Origin of the sequence: Pseudomonas sp. NFACC14, from assembly GCF_900106885.1 — a bacterium.
Lineage (GTDB): Bacteria > Pseudomonadota > Gammaproteobacteria > Pseudomonadales > Pseudomonadaceae > Aquipseudomonas > Aquipseudomonas fluorescens_AA.
Genome location: NZ_FNOA01000012.1, coordinates 152,948 through 174,691 on the forward strand (window position 1 = coordinate 152,948; position 21,744 = coordinate 174,691).

Genomic DNA, 21,744 nt, shown 5'->3' on the forward strand with positions numbered 1-21,744 from the left:
TTATTTCCCCGGACAAAACAATTAATGCAGTACCACTGCCGCAGACGGTCACCTGCCAGGCACACCACGCACATTCCATTGCGACAAACCGCACGACATAGATTTTTTATTTAAAGGCTATTGGTTGCCTCATTGATCATTTACAACTCGGACAGCAACGCGATGAACTCATCCACCTCTTGAGCGTTGTTCCTCGCATTGATGGACACGCGCACAAAACGCTCATGCCCCTGCGCCAACATGAAGTACGGCGTATGCGATGCATATCCTGGCCATGCGTTGATACCTCGGGCGCGCAGATAACTGACGAGTTCTGTCGCCGAACAACGCTCATGGGTGAAAGCGATGATGCCTTGATGGTGAGTGCCCGGAGCAATCAAGTTGACACCGGGGGCCTCTGCCAGACGCCGGAACAGCACTCGATAGAGCTCGGACTCCGCCCCGTAGGCGCTCGACAAGCGCTCTTTTATCGCCTGGTTCAAACCCACTACGGCCGCGTTGTTGCGCTCGGCATATTCAAAACAGCGGGCATCTTCCATCCCTCGCGTGACACCGCCGCTGACATCGACCGTGGCCCGGCCCAGGTCAGTGAAACGAGGCTGTGCGGTGGCCAGGAAGCGCTCGGACAAGTAGGCAAACCCTGTTCCCCTTGGCCCACACAGGAATTTTCTACCGGCAGCCGTCAACACATCGCAGCCGGCGGCGCGCACGTCCAGCGCCAGCATGCCCGCCGATTGACAGGCATCGACAAAGTACCAGGCCGAGTAGTCGCGCAGGATACTGCCCACCGCCTCGATGTCATTCACGATGCCGCAGCAAGAAGGGACATGGACGATCGAGACCAACTTGACCTCGGCGCTCATGTGCCGGGCCAGCCATGGCAGGTCGAGATTGCCATCGGCCAGCAGCGGCATCACTTCAACCACGACCCCATGCAGGCGCTGCAATGTTGCAAGTGCGATCAGGTTGCCCGCGTATTCGTAGGGCGTGACCAGAACGCGTGCGCCTTCGGACCAGGTCAATGCCTCCAGCGCGGTCACCCAAGCCTTGGTCGCCCCATCGAAAAGCGCCACGTTACGCGCATCGGTGCCCAGCAGCCGGGCAATGTTTTCATAGACCTCAACGTCCAGCACAGGGGCGTAATTCAACTCGGTTTCATAAGCTCCCGACTCGAACTCGTCCTGCAGATAACGTTGCATCAGCTTCAGCGTCTCGGCAGACATCAGCCCCGAACCCGCCGTATTGAAGTGAATCATCAATCACCTCTCACGCCTTGAACCCAGGAAATAAAACAGACTGGCCACGACCACGCACATGGATAACAGGTAGAACACCGCCCAAGGTGCAAAGAGCGACAGGGCGACACCGCATAGCACCGGCCCCAGCGCGGCCCCCAGGTTGGACAGGTTTTGCGCACCGTAGTACACGCCGCGCATATCCTCCGGGGCGATGTAGTCGATGAACAGGTATTCCACCGGGATAATGATGATTTCACCCACGGTGAAAACGATCATGGCCAATACCCAGGCCAGCGGAGTCTGTGCGTAACAAAACCCCATCAGGCCAACCACGAAAAACAACATGCCCAGCATCAGCATCCGGAACAGATTGTTCTGGTTGATCCTGGAGCCGACCAGGTATTGCAAACCAATCACCACGCAAGCATTGGTGGTGACCAGATAGTTGATGATCTTGTAGGTGTTCTCCGGCGTGCTGGTCACGATCAGGTATTGCGACAAATAGGCCGTGAACTGACCGAACACGACGGCACTGAGAACGCCTCCGATCGTAAAACACACCAGCTTGTAGTTACGCACCAAATGGACCAGCACGCGGGCGAAATCATGACTTGGCCGCTCTACGCCTTCTCCACGGGGAAGCCGTGCTCCCATTCCGCTGTACAACACGACAAAAGCCACCCCGATCAAGGCCGAGACCGCAAACGGCAGGCCGGGACTGATTTTCGCGCACAGCGCCCCCAGGAAAGGACCGATGGCGTAACCGACGTTGGTCAGCGTGTACTTCATGGAAAACACGCTCGCCCGCTTGTCCGCCGTCACCAGGAAACCGATGCCTGATTTCACCGCGATGTCGATCACCGCATAGGCGAGGTTGACCACCACGATAGCGATGATGAACGGCACCAGGCTGGCCACCTGGTAAGCCACGGCAAACGCCAGGGCAAACAGCGTGGCGGCACCGAGCAGGATCCGGTAGTTGGAAAACCGATCCACCAGAAAACCGCCGTAGACACCCAGGATGGAGCTGACGATCAACGCGCCGCCCACCACAAGACCGATATCGGTGACCCCCAGGCCAAAGGCCTGGGAGAAATAAACCACCAGATAAGGCAAGGCCAGGGCCCGGGCAACGGTCAGGATGAACGTCGCCGACAGCAGCAGAACCACGGGCCGGGTATACACCTTGAATCCACCCTGCACCGCCAGCTCTCCCGACACGTCTTTCATGACAACATTTCCCTGTACACGCCGGGTTCGTCCTCGCGCAGCAACTCGATGCTCTTCTGAATGGCTGCACGGTCACGGTCGAGAATGAACACGTGGCCCGGGCAGTTTTCCAGGGAAACGGTTTCCTTGAGCGCTCCTTCATCCTGGATCTTGATGCTGTGTACGCCAGGGATCGCTTTCCACCGGGCGAGGTCCGGCGCGCGCTTGATTGGCCCGGCCTGTCGAGCGATCAGGAACACACAGCTGGAATGAAAATAAAGCTTGTTTCTCGGGCGTTGCCGGTAATCGAGAAAGGCCTGGGGGTTGATCAACGAATCGATCCACAGGCTCAACTGGTTATGCCCCAAGGCCCGGGTATAGGCCGACAGGTCGATGCCGCCCGGCATGCGTGCCGCGGTTTCAAGCAACACCGGTTCGTCGTCGACAATCATCAGTTCGCTGTGACCGACACCCTGCCGGATACCCAGCGCATCGAGCACGGAAAAAATGTATTGCGACAGGCGACCGTAGACGTCGGCATTGTCCACCGGGCACATCAGCTGGTTGTAGTCGTGCACGGGCGAATCGCCAATCCGAGTGCGGTATACCCGGATGATTTCGCTGACATAGTGCTGGCCGTCGACACTCACGGTATTGACGCAGTATTCGATGTCCACGTCCGTGGATTTGCTCGCCGACAACTCCGAGTTGAAATCCGAATTGTCCAGATACTGCTGGACCAGGATTTCCTCGTTGCTTTCAAGGAACAGGTTCTGGCTCGACTTGATGACCTCGAAGGCCTGTTCGACTTCGCTTTCCTGCGTACAGATATGAATATTGTCGGAACCGGCACTTTTGATCGGCTTCAACACCACCGGCAGGATGCGTTGTTCTTTTATCCACTCCAGAATCGCTGCCAGCGAATCCGACTTGAAATGCTTGATCGAGCGCACGCCCGCCCGCTGCAAGGCTTCATGCATTTCGAACTTGTCGCGCCAGCGAACGGCATGCGCCGGATCATTGCGGCGAGGAATATCGAACAGGCCCGCCAGATGCGCAGCCAGTTCAACACCAAACTCGCAGCCGGCCAGCACGAACTGCACCGAGTAATCGGATAATGCCTGCTGCAGCTCGGCGTCAGAGTGGTAGAGAACGTCCTGGATAAAGTCGGCCGGACGGAACCAGGGCTTGTAGAAGGCGTTGACATTGGCGGTGGAACGCACGTGCACGCATTCGAATCCACGGGAAATGAAGGCGGGCGCGATGAGGCTGCCGATCGAATAGGCATCCACGATCAGCACAATGTTTTTCTTATAGATCACTTGATCGCCTCCGGGGCACGGCTGACCTCACGAACGGTTTCCTTGATAATCCCGGCGGCTTTATGGATATCGTCGCGGCTTATGTTGAGATGCGGCATGAAGCGCATTTCCCTGGCGTTATAAGGCAAGCCCCCCACCCCTTTCTGACGCAGAAGAGCGGCGAACTGCACCGGCGCGATACCCAGTGCGGCAATGTCCAGGGTGACCATGTTCGTGCCCTTGTAGCGCGCAGGCGCCTCGTCGATGTCATTGAGCAACTGGTGCAGCAACGCTGCGTGCTCATGGTCGTCGGCCAACCGCTCGACGTGGTTTTGCATCGCATAAAGCCCGGCCGCCGCCATCATGCCGGCCTGGTGCAAATCACCACCGAACCATTTGCGGTATTTTTTGGCGCGCAGTATCAGTTCTTGCGAACCCACCATGATCGAACCGATCGGCGCACCCAATCCCTTCGACAGGCACATGGACAGCAGATCAGCATTGTCGGTGTATGAAGTCACATCGATGCCGGAGGCAATCGACGCATGGAGAATGCGTGCGCCATCGAGATAACGATAGGCACCGATATCCTTGGCGTAAGCAAAGACATCGTTCATTTGTTGCAGCGGAAAGATGTCCCCGCCTTTGCAGCCTAGGGTGTTTTCAATCACCACCACCCGCGGCAAGGCATAGTTCTGACTCCAGCGGCATTTGGAGGCGTAGAGTTTTTCCAGGTCACCGACGTCGAACAGGCCGTTGTCATGGTTGGACAGCGAAAAATTGACCCCTGAAAAAGCCGATGTCGAAGCCGACTCATAGAAATTGATGTGGTACGAAGCGTCGAGGAATATCTCGTCGCCCGGGTTCGTCAGTGCCTTGATCGCCAACTGGTTGCTCAAGGTGCCGCCCGAGGTGAACAGCGCCGCTTCCTTCTGGAAGTAATTGGCGCAGTATTCCTCCAGCGCACGCACTGTCGGGTCCTCACCGAAACAGTCATCACCCACTTCAGCCTGATAAATCGCCTTGCGCATGCCTTCCGTTGGCTTGGTTACCGTGTCGCTTCTCAGATCGATAAACATAAATTGCTCCGTTAGTAACCTGCGCCAAAGACGATGCGAGAGGGATCGTAGAAGTCAGCGAGGGACTCCAGGACGTTTTCAGGCGACTCGGCGAGTCGATGCAGAAAATGCAGGTACCAGCTGTCGCCATAAACCGCCGCGATACGACACGCCAGCCCGGCGTCCTTGGCGTTACGCAAGGTCTCGGGTTGCACACCGTGGAGCATTTCCAGTTCCTGGATACGCGAGTGGTAACCCTGCTCGAAAATGCGCTTGATCAGACTGGGGTCCTGCGTCGCGCAACTGACCGCGATGTCGGCCTCGAGAAGTTCGGCAAGTAATGTCAAATAGCGCTGATCCAGTTCCGCACCACGAGGGAGGGCTATTTCACGCGCTTCGTTATATACACCCTTAACCAATCTAACCTTACGGCCATACCCAATGATTTCGGGTAAATCATCAAGCGTCCTATGCAAGTGCGCTTGTACCGTTAGACCAACATTGGAATGATCAGGCGCCAACTGGGAATACACTTCGAGGATCTTATCGACCGCCGAAGAGTGCTCCATGCTAATCATCACGGAAATATTATGTTCTGCGGCAGCAGACAGGATAGTCGCGGCGTTGCGATAGGCCGTTTCCTGGGAAATGAGCATGCCCACGGCACTTAGATCAAACCCCAACTGCGGCGTTAACCCAGCCTTGGCGAACGTCTGGATAGACTTCAGATATTCATCGACAAAGGCCTGCACCACGCGCGGATCGTGGTTCTCCTCGCCGACATACTCAACGCCGAGTCGATAGCCTTTGTCGTGGAGTAATTGGAGTTTTCCAGCGAGCTCTTCCCGATCCGAAGAGACGATATAGCGGTGGGCCGCTTGCTCGAACAACTTGAAGAACAACGAGTCTTTGCTGAAGGCGTCCCGACATTCTTGATTGAGCGCCAACTTTTTAAGGGCAGCAGATATAAGTACGCACGTATCCTGCGAAGGCATGGGTATCGCTCCTTGATAATGATTGCTCGTCCTGAGCGCCGAGTATTGTGCAACGTTTTTTGTCTGTCAAGGCTCCATAACTATAACAACTCGTTATCATCCACAACGTTTCATATATATGAAACCAAGTACACTCAAGACAGTGTCATCGTAAATATCGTTTATTACAGCTTCACGGCAAATATCGCCCAGTCAGCTTGTTTCCCAGCCAACGGGGCGACCTTGAACATCAGACGCTGTGGCGAGGAAGCTCGCTCCCTCGCCCATCACACGCTTATTGCGGCTTGCGATAGCTGTTAACAATCGCCGAAAAATCCTTGCCGCCCTCGCCTCGCAGGCTCATCGCCTGGTACAACTGCTGCGCCACCGCCCCCAGCACCACCGGCTGATGGGCCTGCCGCGCGGCTTCGGTCGCCAGGCCAAGGTCCTTGAGCATCAGGTCGGCGCCAAAGCCACCCGTATAGCCACGGGACGCCGGCGCCATTTCGATCACGCCCGGCCACGGGTTGTAGGTGTCCGAACTCCAGCAACGCCCCGTCGAACTGTTAATGATCCCGGCCAGCACTTGGGTGTCGATTCCCAAGGCATTGCCCAGCGCCATGGCCTCGCTGACGCCCACCATGGAAATGCCCAGCAGCAGGTTGTTGCAGATCTTGGCGATCTGCCCGGTGCCGACTTCGCCACAGTGCACGATGTTACGGCCCATTTGCGCCAACACCGGTTGCAAGGTGGCGAACAACTCAGCCGTGGCGCCGACCATGAAGGTCAACGTACCCGCCGCCGCACCGCCGGTGCCACCCGAGACGGGCGCATCGGCCATCGCCACCCCTTGTTTCGCAGCGGCAGCCGCCACGTCGCGAGCGGTTTGTGGATCGATGGTGCTGCAATCCACCGCCGGTGTGCCAGCGGCGATACCGGCCAGCACACCGTCCTCACCCAGCCAGACGCTACGTACATGGGCGGCGGCCGGCAGCATGGTGATCACCAGCCCGGCGCCCTGGGCCGCGTCGCGAGGCGAGGCGCTGATCGTACCGCCCAATGCCGCCAGCTCGGCCAGCACCGTCTGGTTCAGGTCGAACAGGTTCAGCGAATGGCCAGCCTTGAGCAGGTTGCGTGCCATGGGGGCGCCCATGTTGCCCAGGCCGATAAATGCGATGTTCATGTCCGGCTCCTTAACGCAAATTGATGGTGGTGTTCACACCGTCATTGACGCTGTCATCATCGAACCAGCGCGCGGTCACGGTCTTGGTCTGAGTGTAGAACTGCACCACTTGTTTGCCGTACGGGCCGAGGTCGCCGAGTTTCGAACCGCGGGAACCGGTGAAGCTGAAGAACGGCACCGGCACCGGGATCGGGATGTTGATGCCCACCTGGCCAACGTCGATTTCGCTCTGGAATTTGCGCGCCGCCGCACCGCTCTGGGTGAACAGGCCGGTGCCGTTACCGAATGGGTTGGCGTTGACCAGGGCTATCGCCTGATCCAGGGTGTCGACTTCCAGCACCACCAGCACCGGGCCGAAGATTTCCTCGGTGTAGATGCGCATCTCGGTGGTCACACCGGAAAACAAGGTCGGGCCGACAAAGTTGCCCTGCTCGAAGCCCGGCACGCTGATGCCACGGCCATCGAGTTCCAGCTTCGCGCCTTCCTTCACGCCGCTCTCGATCAACTCGAGAATCCGTGCCTTGGCCCGCTTGGAAATCACCGGGCCGACGTCGGTGCCCGGCTCACTGCCGGCGTTGACCTTGAGTTTCTGCGCCAGGGCCTTGAGCTCCGGCAACCATTGTTTGGCCGCGCCCACCAGCACCACCACGGAGGTGGCCATGCAACGCTGGCCCGCCGCGCCGAAACCGGCGCCGACCAAGGCGTTGAGGGTCTGCTCACGATTGGCATCGGGCAACACCACCGCGTGGTTCTTGGCGCCCATCATCGACTGCACGCGCTTGCCATGGCGACCCGCCAGGTCATACACGTGGGTGCCGACCGCCGTCGAACCGACGAAGGAAACCGCCTTGATGTCCTTGTGGGTGCAGAGCGCATCCACCACGTCCTTGCCACCGTGCACCACGTTGAGCACACCCGCCGGTACGCCGGCCTCAATGGCCAGCTCCACCAGCAGCATGGTCGACAGCGGATCCTGTTCGGACGGCTTGAGCACAAAGGTGTTGCCGCAGGCGATGGCCATCGGGAACATCCACAGCGGAATCATCGCCGGGAAGTTGAACGGCGTAATGCCCGCGCACACCCCGATCGGTTGGCGCAGCGTGTAGGTGTCCACGCCACCGGCGACGTTCTCGGCGAACTCGCCCATCTGCAGGGTGCCGATGGAACAGGCGTGCTCGACCACTTCCAGGCCGCGGAAAATATCGCCCTCGGCGTCAGCGATGGTCTTGCCCTGTTCGGCGCTGAGCACCGCGGCGATGCGCTTGGAGTGCTCGCGGATCAATGCCTGGAGCTTGAGCATGATGCGCATCCGCGCACCGATGGGCGTCAGTTTCCAGGTCTGGAACGCACGCTGGGCAGCGGCGATGGCGGCATCGACTTCCGACGCCGTAGCGAATGGAACCTTCGCCAGCACCTGCTGGGTCGCCGGGTTGACGATGTCGTGCCATTCGCTGGACTGGGATTCGACCCACTCGCCATCGATCAACAGTCTGACGGTTTGCAGGGTGGTGTCGCTGGGCGTAAGGGAAACGTTCATGCTGGCCTCCGGGATTGTTCTTATAGAGAGCGCTGGTTCAGCAAAGACCAAGGTGCATGGGCACGCATGGTGATGAGACGGTTTTTGGAGTATAGATGTGCAAACTTCTAATAAGAATGCACATAAAAGCCGGTCCATCATGCAAAAAAACATCACCTCCCTGGGGTCGCTGAATTGGGACGACCTCAAGTTTTTCCTCGAAGTGTCCCGCACCCGCAAGGCCAGCACGGCCGCCAAGCGCCTGGCTGTCGACTACACCACGGTGTCGCGACGCATCAGCTCGCTGGAAGCCTCGCTGGGCACGCTGCTGTTCGAGAAATCCCGGACCAACGGTTTTGTCCTGACCGCCGAAGGCCAGCGCCTGCTGGGTTACGCCGAATCCATCGAAAGCACCCTGCACATGGCCTGCGAACAGGTCTCAGGCTCCGGCGTCGCGCTGTCCGGCCATGTCCGCATGGGGTGCACCGAAGGCTTCGGCAGCTTCTTCATCACTCCGCAACTGAGCCATTTCGTCGACGCCTACCCGGCCATTTCGGTGGACATCCTGCCGCTGCCGCACTTCATCAGCCTCTCCAAGCGCGAAGCCGACATCGTCATCGCCCTCGAACGCCCCGAACATGGCCCCTATGTGTGCTGCAAATTGTGCGACTACCGACTGCAGCTCTATGCCACCCAGCCCTACCTGGACAATCACCCACCGATCCAGCGCCCGGCCGACCTGGGCAAGCATTCGTTCATCAGCTACGTGGACGACCTGGCGTTCAGTTCCGAATTGCTCTACCTGGCCAACGTCCTGCCCGGCGCCAATGCCCACCTGCGCAGCACCAGCGTGATAGCGCAATTCGTGGCCGCGCAGCAAGGGCGCTCACTGGCGATCCTGCCCTGCTTCCTCGCCGCCCAGGACCCAAGGCTGTTGCCGGTGCTGCCGGAGGACATCACCGTCACCCGGCAGTTCTGGATGTACTGCCGGGAAGATTTGAGGAAACTGAAGCGGATTACGTTGTTGTGGGATTACATCCGCGAGGTGACCGAGCAGAATCAGCCATTGTTGATGGGCGACAGCCGGGAGATGGTGTTCGCCGACTAGTCGGCGATGACCACGATGGCGACGCGGCGGTTTTCGGTGCGACCGCTGGCGGTGTCGTTGGAGGCGACCGGTTTGCTGCTGCCCAGGCCGCGCAGCTGGACGTTCTCTTCGCGCATGCCAACGCTTGTCAGCACCTTGCCCACGCTGGCGGCCCGGCGCATCGACAGTTGTTCGTTGTAAGCCTGGGAGCCCGAGGCGTCGGTATGACCATCGACGCGTACCCGCTCGATGCCCGCCCCCAGCAACGCCTTGCCGATGCGCTCGACGATTTCGGTACTGGCCGGGTTGAGATTTTCCACATCGCTGCCGAACAACACCTTGCCCGACAAACCGAAGGCCCATCCATCGTCGGTCAATTCGAAGCCTTGTTGCTTGAGTACGGCAACTTGCGCCGGGGTCAGACCTTTCGGCGGGGCCGTCTGGCAACCGCTCAGCGCCAGGATGGCAAGCAAGAACAGCGCCGCGAACCAGCGCAGGGAAAATTGAGGGTATGAACGCACGAGTCAGCTCCTGGTTTGAAGATCCGCGACGGAGTGATCCGACCCCGCCGTATGTTGACCGCCTCGAGCGAGGCGTTTGGCTTGGTACATTGCCGCGTCGGCGGCGTGGAGCAGGGTGCCCGGTGTGGCACCATGATCCGGGTAGACGGCAATGCCGATACTGAGGGAGGTCAACACGGAGGCGTTGCCGGGCAATTGAATCGGCACCTCCATACTGGCGATGATTTTTTCAGCGATCCGCTCGGCATCCTCGGCCTTGTGCAGGGGGGCCAGCAGCACGGCGAATTCATCGCCCCCCAGGCGCGCGACCAGGTCATCCTCGCGCAACTGGGCCCGGACCCGGGTCGCCACGGCCGTCAGCACCGCGTCACCGGCGGCATGGCCGAAGTTGTCATTGATGCCCTTGAACCGGTCGCTGTCCAGGTACAGTACAGCCACTTGCTCGTTGAGCTTGCTGGCATTGCGCAAGGCGCGAATCAGTCGGCCTTCGAAAAACGCCCGGTTCGGCAAGCCGGTCAAACTGTCGTGGCTGGCTTGGTGCGCCAGGGTTTCGTTTTCGCTTTGCAGATGGGTCTGCCAGGACTCCAGTTCATCGAGCAATGCGTTGAAGTCATTGGCCAGGTTATCCAGTTCAGCAATGGCCGCCGGTGGCACGCGTCGGTCCAGGGCTCGTTCGCTGCGTGCCGCGTGGGCCACCTCGGCCAGGCTGCGCAGCGGCCCGGTGATCGCACGCAACTGGCGCCGCGCCAGATAAAGCGCCACCCAGGCACTGACCGCCGTGCACAGGATGATCCCCGTCAGGCCGCTGAGCAAAAAGCGCAACAGGCTGCCGCCATGCCCCGCCAACACGATACGGCCGACGTTCTGCCCTTGATGAACGATCGGCAGGCTGATGGGCTTTTCCAGGAACGCCTTGGCAATGTGTACTTCCAGTTCCGACAACAGGCCGGTTTGCGGTCGCTGCCAGCGCGCCAACAGACGGCCATGTTCATTCAACACCTGGGCATCGGCGACTTCCTCGGTGGAGGCGATCAAGGCCAGTGCTTCGGTGGCCGCGGCCGAATCATCGAAGACCACGGCGGCTTCCACGGTGTAGTTGATCGAACGGGCGATCAGGTGCAGGTTGTGATCGGCGTAGACCCGCAACGCCAGCAGGCCGAGCAAGGTCAGGGAAACACTGGCCATGGTGATAGCCACCAACGCGACGATCAGATGGCCACGACCGATGACCGAGCCCAGGGTGGGACGGACCCTTGGTTTGCGCTGTTTCATGGCGTCGCCGGCCTGCGGCGGGAAAGCTGCAGCACACTTGGATGGATGCGCACACCACTGCGCGCCACAGAGTCAAGGTTGACCTCGAAAGACACTTGTTCATCGCCGACCCGAAGGCAGAACAGGCTCCCCACGGTGCACTGATCGCCGCCTTCGCTGATGCTCAGCACCGGCTTGCCGATCAAGGACGCAAACAAACGGGTGTGCTCATCGCTGGTCAGCCTGCCGACATAGACCGCGTTGCAGTCAGTGGCGATATCAGGATGATCGGCCAGCAGCCGCTGCACCGTCACCGGCCGCCCCGTGGCCTGGGTGGTGCCCTTGACCAGATCGTCGGTGTATTGGGTTGGCCCGACGATACACAGCTTCAGTTGGGTGGGCTCCACGGGCCAGCGTGCGTAACTGAGAATGCCCAACACCACCTGGGTCACCGCTTCGGCCCGCTGCTCGGCCTGGGTCGTGTTGACCTGCTCCTGGGCCATCGCGACAGGCAGCAGCAGACATAAAAGGCCGGCCAGCAGAAAATGCCCCCACCCCTTGCTGCGCACTGCCTCCCGTACAGGCACTTTCATGGAAAGTCTCTTGATCCAGATGATAAGTGCCGGAACGATAGCACAGTGCCAAAAAGCCAGCGAGACCACGTGTTACGCAGACTTCGGAGCGAAACAGGCAAAATTGCCGAGGGGCATGAACCATTAAAAGCTGATGATTCAGTCAGCCTGCTCCAACTCCAGCATCAACCCGCTCAAGCGCTTGACCTTGCGCCGGACTGCTTCCTCGAAGATGCCCACTCGCGGCTCGATCAGGCTGAACCATTGCTTGCCCCGGGTAATGGCGGTGTACACCAGTTCCTTGGTCAAGACCGGGTTCAACGCATCCGGAAGGATCAACGCGGTATGGGTGAATTCCGAACCCTGGGATTTGTGCACCGTCATGGCATACACGGTTTCCACGTCATTGAGTCGGCTGGGCAGGACGAAACGCACACCGCCCTGGCCGTCATTGCGCGGGAAAGCGACCCGCAGGACCTGCTTGCCGGCATCGGGCCCGTCACGTTCGGGCAGCTTGAGGGCGATGCCGATATCGCCATTCATCAACCCCAGCCCATAGTCGTTACGGGTCATCAGCACCGGGCGTCCTTCGTACCACTGGTGATCGCTATCGATAAGGCGGGCCTTGAGCAATGCGGCGGTGATCCGTTGGTTCAACCCTTCAACGCCCCACGGGCCTTTCCGCACCGCGCAAAGCAATTGGAACTCGTCGAAGGCCGCCAGTACCTCTCGAGCCCAATCGGCCCAACAGCCGTCTTCCAAGGGGCGGGAAATGGCCGGGCGACGCTGCCGCAGCAGGCTCAGGTAATGCCGATACCCCTGGGGCCCTTCTGGCTTGCCGTCGAGCAACAGCTTTTCCAGCTTGGTGTCGTGCTCACTCGTCAATTTCAGGAAGGACAGATCGGCATATTGCCCTTGCTCCAGCAACTGACGGGCTTTTTCCGGCTGTTGCTGGTTGACCCAGCGAGCCAGTTGACCGATCCCACTGCCTTCGCCGAAGCGTCGGGAATGCCTGAGCATGACCACTTGCTGCGCCAGGGGATGAGTGCCGTCGAGGTCTTGCCGCAGGTCACTGGCCGCCAGGTTTTCACCACTGACCGACTCAAGCCAGGCTCGGGTCCGGGGACTGTACCAACCGTCCTCGGCGTCTCGACACAAATCCCCCAGCACCGCACCGGCCTCTACAGAAGCCAACTGGTCCTTGTCCCCCAGCAACACCAACCGTGCATGGGTCGGCAGCGCATCCAGCAGATTGGCCATCATCTCCAGGTCGATCATCGACGCCTCATCGACCACCAACACATCCAGCGGCAAGCGATTGCCTGCATGGTGACGAAAATGCCGGGTGCCGGGGCGGCTACCCAGCAAACGATGGACTGTCGTGACGTCGCACGGAATGCGTTCGCGCACAGCCTCATCCACGTCCAGGGTCCGGACCTGCTGGCTGATGGACTCGGTCAGGCGTGCCGCCGCCTTGCCCGTGGGCGCAGCCAGGCGAATTCGCAGCGGCCTCCCAGCCTCGACAGCCGGAGCCTGCAACAACGCCAGCAGGCGCACAACGGTGGTGGTCTTGCCGGTACCCGGACCACCGGTCACGATACTGAAGGCCCCGCGAGTCGCCAGCGCGCAAGCCAGCTTCTGCCAATCGATCGGGCCGTTGGCATTGGCCGGCCCGAACAACCCGTCCAAACGCTCGCGCAGATCCCCGGGCGCCGCTTCATGGTCAATCAGCCGTTGGCGCAACGCCTCGTCGATCCGTCGTTCATAACCCCAGTAGCGGCGCAGATAAAGACGCTTGCCAGACAGCACCAACGGACGTTGCTGCGCCTCCTCGCTCCCATCCGCAGCCAAGGCCACCAGCCGGCTGGACGCCAGGGCCTTGCACCAATGGGCGCCGTCCAGTGTCTGCAATATTTGCGAGGGCAACAGCATCACGCCTGGCTGCAGGTCGCCCTCGGGGGGCAGCGACAGGGCGAAGTCCGGCTCCTTGAGGGTCTCGAATACATCCAGGCAAACATGCCCGTGGCCCAGTTGATGACTGGTCAGCGCAGCGGCGAGCAGGACCAAGGGATCATCGTTCGGCGCCAGTTCATGGAGGAACGCCACGAATGCCTTGTCCAGGGCCCGCAACCAGCCGCGCTCGACCCAGCGCGTCAGTAACGACAGCAGGTCCTGGGCACGGCTCAAGGGGGCCAGGTCAACCGGGCTCTCGTCGTCGGCGGCCTTGGGCAGCAGGTCGGCAAAGGAACGACTCATAGCAGTTCTCCCTGTACCCACGCCGGCTCGGCCTTGGGTTCGGGCGCGCCTTGGAACAGCCGATCCAGTTGTTCGATCAAGGCCCGTGGCGGCTTGGTGAAGTACACGCCCTGGCTGGTCGAGCGGGTGCCGCGAAGGAACAGGTAGAGCGCGCCGCCGACATGCCGGTCGTAGTCGTAATCGGGAAGCCGCGCCTTGAGCTGGCGATGCAGGGCCAACAGGTACAGCACGTATTGCAGGTCGTAGCGATGGTCCAGGATCGACTGTTCCATGGCCTGTACGGTGTAGGCCATGTCATCGACACCCAGCCAGTTGGATTTGTAATCGGCCACGTAATACCGACCGTCGTGTTCGAACGTCAAATCGATGAAGCCCTTGAACATGCCGTTGAGCAGCACCGGTTCCGCCGCGACACGGGCCACACCGCCATGGGTGAACCGGCAAACCAGTTGATCGAGCTTTTGCACATCGACCTTGTGGCTGGCGAACCAGAACTCCATCTCGACCTGGAAACGGGTCAGTTGTTCGAGCACCACCGGCGCCTGGTCGTCGCCGACGGGCATGGGCATTCTGATCAGGCGCTGCAGCCAGTCGCTCAATGTGGCGATCCAACCTTTCCAGCCTCGGCGATTGCAGCGTCGGGCAATGGCATCCTCGATATCCGCCGGCGCAGATGAAAAGCCTTCCCCCGCGGCCCACTCCAAGAGGCCATGGAGGAAAGTGCCGGGGCCGGGACCACGGGGAAAACGGTGGATATCGCCACCGATGGCGTTGGTCTCCCTGGGAGCGTCCGGGTCCAGTCGCTCATCGTCGAACAGCTTCTGGGCCTGCGGATTCTCTGGCGCGGTATCGCTGCCTTCGCTCAGGCTTTCGCCGATGCGCAGGGCGCTGTAAGACGCGATCCACCAATTTTCGCTGGCTTTTCGCAAGGGCACCAAGGGTTCTAGCAACACAGCGTCGTTGCGCGGCGGCCGGTAGCGTTCGTCGGTCGCTTCGGGCACTGGCTGGCAACTCACCGCGACACTGCCTTGTTGCAGGTCTTCCAGCCAACGCCTCAGCTCCATCGACTCGGCCAACGGCACACCGCCGCCCAACAGATAACCCAGCGCGGACACATGCAGGATCGAGCTGTTGTTGTTGCCCCGCTTGAGATCCGCCACACCCAGCCAGCAGGCATGTTGCGCACGGGTCAGTGCCACGTAGAGCAGCCGCAGATCCTCGGCCAGACGCTCGTCATCGGCCTTGGCGATCAATTCGGCGGTGGGGGTGAGGCTGATCTGCGCCTTGTTGGCCTCATCGTGGTAATGCAACGGCAATCGACTGCCATCCACCGGTTTCGTCGAACAGATGAAGGGCAAGAAAACCAACGGATATTCAAGGCCCTTGGACTTGTGGATCGTGACCACCTTGACCAACTGCTCATCGCTTTCCAGGCGCAGGATCTGCTCTTCCCCCGCCTGCCCGGACAAGGCCAGGTGTTCGGACAAATGCCGGATCAAGGCTTGTTCGCCATCCAGTTCACCGGCGGCCTGCTGCAACAGCTCGCAAAGGTGCAGCAAGTTGGTCAGCACCCGCTCGCCATCGCTGCGCGCCATCAAGGCCTGGGGCAGTTCGAAATCATGCAGCAGGCGGCGCAACATCGGCAGCACACCCTGGCTACGCCAGACCGAGCGATAACCACGAAACTGCATGACCCGGGCTTCCCAGGCCAGCTCATCCTGATTGAGGCGCTCCAGCTCCGTCAGCGGCAGGTTCAACGTGATGCTGGCCAGCGCTGCCCGTAGCGGTCGCTCCACATCCGGCTCGGCGCAGGCCTTGAGCCAGGTCAGCAAATCCCGCGCCTCTTGCGATGCGAAGACCGAATCCTTGTCGGACAGATAGACACTGCGCACGCCCCGCGCGGACAACTCGTCTCGCACGGCCTGCGCTTCTTTACCGTCGCGCACCAGGATGGCGATATCCGCCGGGCGCAACCCGCGCAACGTTTCGCCATCGACCATGAAACCGTCGCGTCCCGACTGGCCACCGTTGAGCAATGCCGTGATCTCACTGGCGCAGGCGGCCGCCATGGATTGCCGGTACACCGCACCGGAAAGCGGCTGCTCCGACGGCAGGTGCCAGATATTCAGCGCTGCAACGGCCTGTCCTGCCACCTGCAAGGACTCCTTGCGCCCCTGGGACTCAACGGACAGGAACGGCACCGGGTTCTCACCCGAAGGTTCACGGAACAGAAAGGCGCCGCGCCCCTTTGGACGGGACTCGGCCTTCTGGAAAATATGGTTTACCGCACCCACCATGGCATGGCTGGAACGGAAGTTCGTGCCCAGCGTATGCAACCGGCCGGCGGTGGCCTGGCGAGCACGCAGGTAGGTGTAGATGTCGGCACCGCGAAAAGCGTAGATCGCCTGCTTCGGATCACCGATCAGGAAAAGCCCGGTCTCAGGATCGTTGTCTTCGATGCGGTAGATGCTTTCGAAGATCCGATATTGAACCGGGTCGGTGTCCTGGAACTCATCGATCAGCGCCACCGGAAACTGCTCTCGGATCAGGCTCGCCAAACGCTCGCCCCCGTCGGCTTGCAACGCCGCGTCGAGACGCAGCAGCATGTCGTCGAAGCCCATTTCGGCGCGGCGACGCTTCTCGGCTTCGAAACGCGCCCCGACCCATCGCGCGGCATGCTGCAACACGGCGGCATCTGGCGTGGGCAACGCATCCAGGCTGGCCTTGAGACCGGCCATGGCGTCCAGCCCGGGATGGCTGGGCACTTCACCTTTCCAGGCTTCGGCCATACCTTCGGGGGTCAGGCGCGTGAACCCGGTGCCGATGTCCAACAGCTCAAGGCTTTCGTCATCGACCCAGGCGGTGATTTTCTGAAACCACGGTTCGAAGTAACGCGCCTGCATCTTGCGCCCATCGACAGACTTGCTGGCGACACCTTGCTGGCAGATCTCCAGCAGTTCCACGGCCCACTGTCGCCATGGCGCCTTGAGATCGAGCAAGGCAGCACTGCGCTCCTGCAGGGAGGCGGCGATGAGTTCGGCAGGCTCAAGCCCGTCAGCGTCGCCACGCTCGCTGGAAAACAGCCCCCTCACCCGTGGCAACAGCGCAGCCGGCCCTCCCCAATGGGTACGCACCCAATTCAGCGCCTCGCCTTGCATCGAATAGCAGAACAGGCGCCAGTAATCGCGCAATACCTCGCCCAGCAATTCACTGTGGTCGGTTTCCAGGGTCTGGGTAAACAGGCTGCCGCTGTCGAAGGCATGCTCACGCAACATGCGCTGGCACCAGCTATGGATGGTCGAAACGGCCGCTTCGTCCATCCACTGCGCGGCGATGTCCAGCCGGTTCGCGCAGCCGGGCCATTGCTCGGCACTGAATTCATCGCGCAATGCAGCGATCAGTGAATCCGGGGCTGGAATCTCGTCGCGAAAGAAGCGTGCGGCTTCGGCCAGACGGGTGCGAATTCGTTCACGCAATTCCTTGGTGGCAGCGTCCGTAAAGGTCACCACCAGGATTTGCGGCGGAAGCAGTTCGCGACCAAAACCGGACGCCGAACCGCCGTGCCCCAGCACCAGACGCAGGTACAGCGCCGAAATGGTGAAGGTCTTGCCGGTACCGGCGCTGGCCTCGATCAGTTGGCTGCCTCGTAGCGGAAAAGCCAGGGCCAATGGTGTCTGCCGACTCATGAACGGGCCTTCTCGCCGGCCGATGAACGCCATGGGGCTTCGAGCAAGGGCCGATAAAGCGCATCGCACCAGTCGGGGAATGTTTCGTCAGCCATCAAGGCCGCGAAATCCGGAAACTGTCGAGCCAAGGCCGGGTTTTCCCGCCGTTCGCCTTCAAACGTCTGTCCATCGCCCTCATAGGCTTTGCGCGCCGCGGCTTCGGCCTTGAGCGGATCACTCTGGCCCAGCCAGGCGAAAGCCGTCTTCACCGCGATCGGCAGCGGCTGGCGCATACCGGTCTGCCAAGCCTGCAGCATATCGCCCAGCAGCTTTCGTGCGACAGGCTCTTCGAAAGGTGCCAACAGCAAGCTGTCATCACTGGCCACCAGCGCCGTCGTCAACGACAAGCCGTTAGCACAGGCCACGAGATGGTTGACCCAGGGCCGTATCAGGCGATGCCACTTGCGGCTCTTGGTGGAACCGATGCTATTGGGTATAGCCGTGATGGCGAGGACCGCACCGTCGGCGCGTTGGTGCAGGCCACTGAGCCACCCTTCGACACTCACGCCCTGCAAGTGCAGGCTGACGGGCACGGCACTGGTCAGCGGTGTGGGCCATAACGCCAGAAGCTGTTGGTAACGCTGGAGCAGATCCGGCAAGGGTTCGATCAATTCGCGCTGCATACACTCTCCGAACCCGGCCATCGGTAACAGGCCGCTGTTCTGGAGTCTCTGGGCGTGGGCGGCCAGGGCCAGATCCGGCTGGTCCAGGCGTACCAGCGCAGCCTCGAGCAGGCTGTCACTCAGGGTGTAGCGTTGCAGCGCATCGAGCACGAAAGGCTCGTCATCGGCCAGAGGCGCCTCGATGGCTTCGAAGAATACTTTCAGCCGCTGGCTGAAAAAATGGCGGACGGGATTGCGCAGGAAGTCCTGTAACTGACCGAGGCCCAAAGGTTCTTCCTGGACGTAAGGTGCCAGCACCTGGGTTTTATCGGTGTGATCGGAGGTGTCGTGGAGCATTCGCCATTCGCTGGCGTAACTGAACAGCTCGTCACCTTGATGGAAATAACGCGCACTGAACGGTTGCAGCGGATGTTCCCGGGTCAGGGCATCGAGAAGACTCTTGCTGTCATCGGCCAACCGCCAGCCACTGGCGAGATGATCGCGCAGTTGGCCGATCAACACCGATGCCGGTCGTTCACTGTTGTCGCGAATGCTGCGCCCCACCCAACTGATGTACAGCTTTTCCCGGGCCGAAAGCAGCGCCTCCAACAACAGGTAGCGGTCATCCTCACGGCGGGAACGATCGCCCGGGCGATAATCGCCGCCCATCAGATCGAAGTCCAAGGGTGGCTGGGCTCGCGGGTAATCACCGTCATTCATCCCCAGCAGGCACACAAGCCTGAAGGGGATCGCGCGCATCGGCATCAAGGTACAGAAGTTGACGGCTCCGGCCAGGAAGCGTTGGGACAGTCGCCCCTGATCCAGCCCGGCCAACCACGCTTCACGTACCACCGTCAGCGGCAATTCATCTTGCAGCCCCACCGACTCACAGGTTTCCAGCCAGGTTTCACGCAAGTCTTCGAGTTGGGCCAGCAAATAGTCGTCATGCTCGCTGCTCGCCTGGAAAAACAGCTGCATCAAGTCGTGCAGGCGCGAGCCCCATTGCTGCGGCGATGCCGGCTGGGTGAGTTCCTGATGAGCGACTTCCAGGGCATCCAGCAACGCAACCAGTGGACCGATCAATGCCGCATCCAGACCGCCGATCTCGTCATAGGGCTCGATGCCGTCATAGGCCTGCGAACTGCCGACAGCATACCCCAGCAACATGCGACGCAAGCCGAAACGCCAGCTGTTCTGCTCAAGCTCCGCAGGCAGGCCCAGCCCGGCACGGTGTTCGGCGCTCATCCCCCAGCGGATCCCCGCACCTTCGATCCAGCGGTGCAATGTCGGCAGGTCGGCCTCATCGATGCCAAACCGTTCGCGCAACGCCGGGACATCCAGCAGATCGAGGATTTCGCTGACCGGGAAACGACTGTCCGGCAACTTGAGCAAATGCTCGACGGCGATCAGCAGTGGATCACGTCCACGCTGGCCCTGGTCCGTCAGCGTGAATGGAATGAAACGAGGGTCGCTCTGGTCGAGCTGGCCGAACACCGCGCGAATGTGCGGCGCATAACTGTCGATGTCCGGGACCATGACGATGATATCCCGTGGGCGCAGGGTCGGATCCGCACTGAAGTGGGCCAGCAACTGGTCATGGAGAATCTCGACTTCACGCTGGGCACCGTGGGCCACATGAAAGCGGATCGAGCCGTCTCGCTGCGTATCGACGACAGGCCAGTGTTCCCGGGTTTCGTTCAGGGGACGCAGCTCCAGGATGTCATCCTGCAACTGACTGAGCAGGGTCGTGGGGGTCCCATCCGTAAACAGGTCGATTCGCCCATCGCGAAATACCGCACGGTAGCTGTTGGGGTCGTCGTAGCTGTCGAGCAGGTTGATATAGTCGCGCCCCTGCTTGCCCCAGGCAGCCAATAACGGATGGGCATGTTGATGCAGGGTTTGCGGATCGAGGACGGCGGGCATGCCGGTCTTGCGGGCCTGACGCTTGTATTGGTGGCGCAGCAGATCCTTGTCGGCGACGATATCCGCCCAATGATGACGACACGGGTTATGCACGCAGAGCAGAACCTGGCTGAACCGGGAAAGACCGGCAAGCGCCTCGAGGACCTGGGCAGGCAACGAAGAAATACCGAATACGATGACCCGCGCGGGCAAGCCTTTCGGAGCGACTTCCAAGTTGTTGATACGCTCGATGTAGCGCTGGTGGACGCCGGCACGGCTTTGCGCCATGCCTTGTTCACCCACATCCAGCAACAAGGCTCGCCACAGTTCCGCTTGCCAGCAATTCGCCGGCGAGAGCGGCTTGATTTCGCCTCGGACATTTCGTGTCTGGTGTCGACCTTCAGCCCAATCCTCGAGCCAGTCGGCCCGGTACACCTGGTACTGGTCGAACAGATCGGCAAGGCGCTCGGACAGTTGATAGCGCTTGCGCAGGTCGGTGTCGTGGGTGAGGAATCGTCGCAAAGGTTCGAAATGAGGCTGCTCGATCAACTGCGGCAGCAGGCGCATCAGGCGCCAGGTCAGCGGAGCCTTGTCCAATAGGGACTTGGCTGGAATCTCGTCACGCCCCAGGACTGTTCGATACAGCTGCCACATGAAACTGCCCGGCAGTTGCACATCAATGGCCGCCGCAATACCGCAGCCGCCGGAGTCATCATCTTCCGGGTCTTCAGCCAGTGCGAGCTTGAGCCATTGGGCAATACCGTTGCTTTGCACCAAGGCGATTTCATTTTCAAGGGGAGCCAGCGGGTAGCGCCGCATCAAGCTGATCACCAGGCTGCGCAACTCATCGAGGCGATTCCCGTGAACCACCATGAAAGCTGGGCTAAGGGACGTAGCGTCCGGCATGAAAGGCATCCTTGAAAATGCAAAAGCTAGGGCAGAACCTTAGCACTGTCGGGGGGCTGTGACAGCCGGGAGCTGTCCGCGCTTGTCGTAAGAACTTTCCTGCGGGCAAAACAAAACCCCTACCTGCGTCAGCAGATAGGGGTTTCGGAATTTAATCTTGACGATGACCTACTCTCACATGGGGAAACCCCACACTACCATCGGCGATGCATCGTTTCACTTCTGAGTTCGGGATGGGATCAGGTGGTTCCAATGCTCTATGGTCGTCAAGAAATTCGGTAGCCAGCGCGTGCCTTGCGGTCACGTTCCAGCGAATGGGTATGCGATAGTTTGTGTGTCGCGGTCGAGCGTCTCGAACTTTCGGTTCGTTTCGTCTTCACACACCGCAATCTGGTTCTCCTTCGCCCTGGGGCTTGGAGCTTACAAATTGCTTGGGTGTTATA

14 protein-coding genes and 1 rRNA gene are annotated in these 21,744 nt (G+C 60.5%); 1 reads left to right on the forward strand and 14 read right to left on the reverse strand.

Annotated elements, in window-relative coordinates; genetic code table 11:
• Positions 1–140: 140 nt before the first annotated feature.
• From BLU85_RS18825 to BLU85_RS18855, 7 genes are all read right to left on the reverse strand, one after another.
• The gene (locus tag BLU85_RS18825; protein WP_092290033.1) at positions 141–1,256 is read right to left on the reverse strand and encodes an aminotransferase class V-fold PLP-dependent enzyme; all 1,116 of its coding nucleotides are present in this window, start codon (positions 1,254–1,256) and stop codon (positions 141–143) included.
• 3 nt (positions 1,257–1,259) lie between these two features.
• Entirely contained in the window at positions 1,260–2,468 is a 1,209-nt protein-coding gene (locus BLU85_RS18830; RefSeq protein WP_092201984.1) for an MFS transporter, read from the reverse strand.
• Positions 2,465–3,769, reverse strand: a complete 1,305-nt coding sequence (locus BLU85_RS18835; protein WP_092201982.1) for a hypothetical protein — start codon at positions 3,767–3,769, stop codon at positions 2,465–2,467. The genes BLU85_RS18830 and BLU85_RS18835 overlap by 4 nt, the downstream gene beginning before the upstream one ends.
• Positions 3,766–4,827: a threonine aldolase family protein gene (locus BLU85_RS18840; RefSeq protein WP_092201980.1), complete on the reverse strand. Its 1,062-nt coding sequence runs from the start codon at positions 4,825–4,827 to the stop codon at positions 3,766–3,768. Before BLU85_RS18840 ends, BLU85_RS18835 begins: the two co-directional genes overlap by 4 nt.
• 11 nt (positions 4,828–4,838) lie before the next feature.
• Positions 4,839–5,801: a proline dehydrogenase family protein gene (locus tag BLU85_RS18845; RefSeq protein ID WP_092201978.1), complete on the reverse strand. Its 963-nt coding sequence runs from the start codon at positions 5,799–5,801 to the stop codon at positions 4,839–4,841.
• Positions 5,802–6,075: 274 nt separating this feature from the next.
• Entirely contained in the window at positions 6,076–6,963 is an 888-nt protein-coding gene (mmsB, locus tag BLU85_RS18850; protein ID WP_092201976.1) for a 3-hydroxyisobutyrate dehydrogenase, read from the reverse strand.
• A gap of 10 nt (positions 6,964–6,973) precedes the next feature.
• Positions 6,974–8,500 (reverse strand): CoA-acylating methylmalonate-semialdehyde dehydrogenase, encoded by a 1,527-nt coding sequence (locus BLU85_RS18855; RefSeq protein WP_092201974.1) that lies wholly within the window; start codon positions 8,498–8,500, stop codon positions 6,974–6,976.
• 139 nt (positions 8,501–8,639) lie between these two features.
• On the opposite strand from BLU85_RS18855, the gene BLU85_RS18860 reads away from it, so the two are divergent.
• Positions 8,640–9,587: a LysR family transcriptional regulator gene (locus tag BLU85_RS18860; RefSeq protein WP_092201972.1), complete on the forward strand. Its 948-nt coding sequence runs from the start codon at positions 8,640–8,642 to the stop codon at positions 9,585–9,587.
• On the opposite strand, the gene BLU85_RS18865 is transcribed toward BLU85_RS18860, so the two are convergent.
• The 7 genes from BLU85_RS18865 to rrf all read right to left on the reverse strand — a co-directional run bounded on the left by BLU85_RS18865 (position 9,584) and on the right by rrf (position 21,572).
• Positions 9,584–10,087: an outer membrane lipoprotein YfiB gene (locus tag BLU85_RS18865; protein ID WP_092201970.1), complete on the reverse strand. Its 504-nt coding sequence runs from the start codon at positions 10,085–10,087 to the stop codon at positions 9,584–9,586. The two genes, BLU85_RS18860 and BLU85_RS18865, sit on opposite strands and share 4 nt — an antisense overlap.
• Before the next feature lie 3 nt (positions 10,088–10,090).
• Positions 10,091–11,359 carry a diguanylate cyclase DgcN/YfiN gene (locus tag BLU85_RS18870; protein ID WP_092201968.1) on the reverse strand — a complete coding sequence of 423 codons (1,269 nt, stop codon included), beginning with the start codon at positions 11,357–11,359 and terminating at the stop codon, positions 10,091–10,093.
• Entirely contained in the window at positions 11,356–11,931 is a 576-nt protein-coding gene (locus tag BLU85_RS18875; RefSeq protein ID WP_092201966.1) for a regulatory sequestration protein YfiR, read from the reverse strand. Before BLU85_RS18875 ends, BLU85_RS18870 begins: the two co-directional genes overlap by 4 nt.
• Positions 11,932–12,069: 138 nt before the next feature.
• Entirely contained in the window at positions 12,070–14,166 is a 2,097-nt protein-coding gene (gene recD, locus BLU85_RS18880; RefSeq protein WP_092201964.1) for an exodeoxyribonuclease V subunit alpha, read from the reverse strand.
• A complete protein-coding gene (gene recB, locus BLU85_RS18885; RefSeq protein ID WP_092202165.1) occupies positions 14,163–17,852 on the reverse strand; it encodes an exodeoxyribonuclease V subunit beta in 3,690 nt (1,229 codons plus the stop codon). Before recB ends, recD begins: the two co-directional genes overlap by 4 nt.
• Entirely contained in the window at positions 17,849–21,301 is a 3,453-nt protein-coding gene (recC, locus tag BLU85_RS18890) for an exodeoxyribonuclease V subunit gamma (RefSeq protein WP_092201962.1), read from the reverse strand. Before recC ends, recB begins: the two co-directional genes overlap by 4 nt.
• A gap of 155 nt (positions 21,302–21,456) precedes the next feature.
• A 5S ribosomal RNA gene (gene rrf / locus BLU85_RS18895) occupies positions 21,457–21,572 on the reverse strand.
• Positions 21,573–21,744 lie beyond the last annotated feature (172 nt).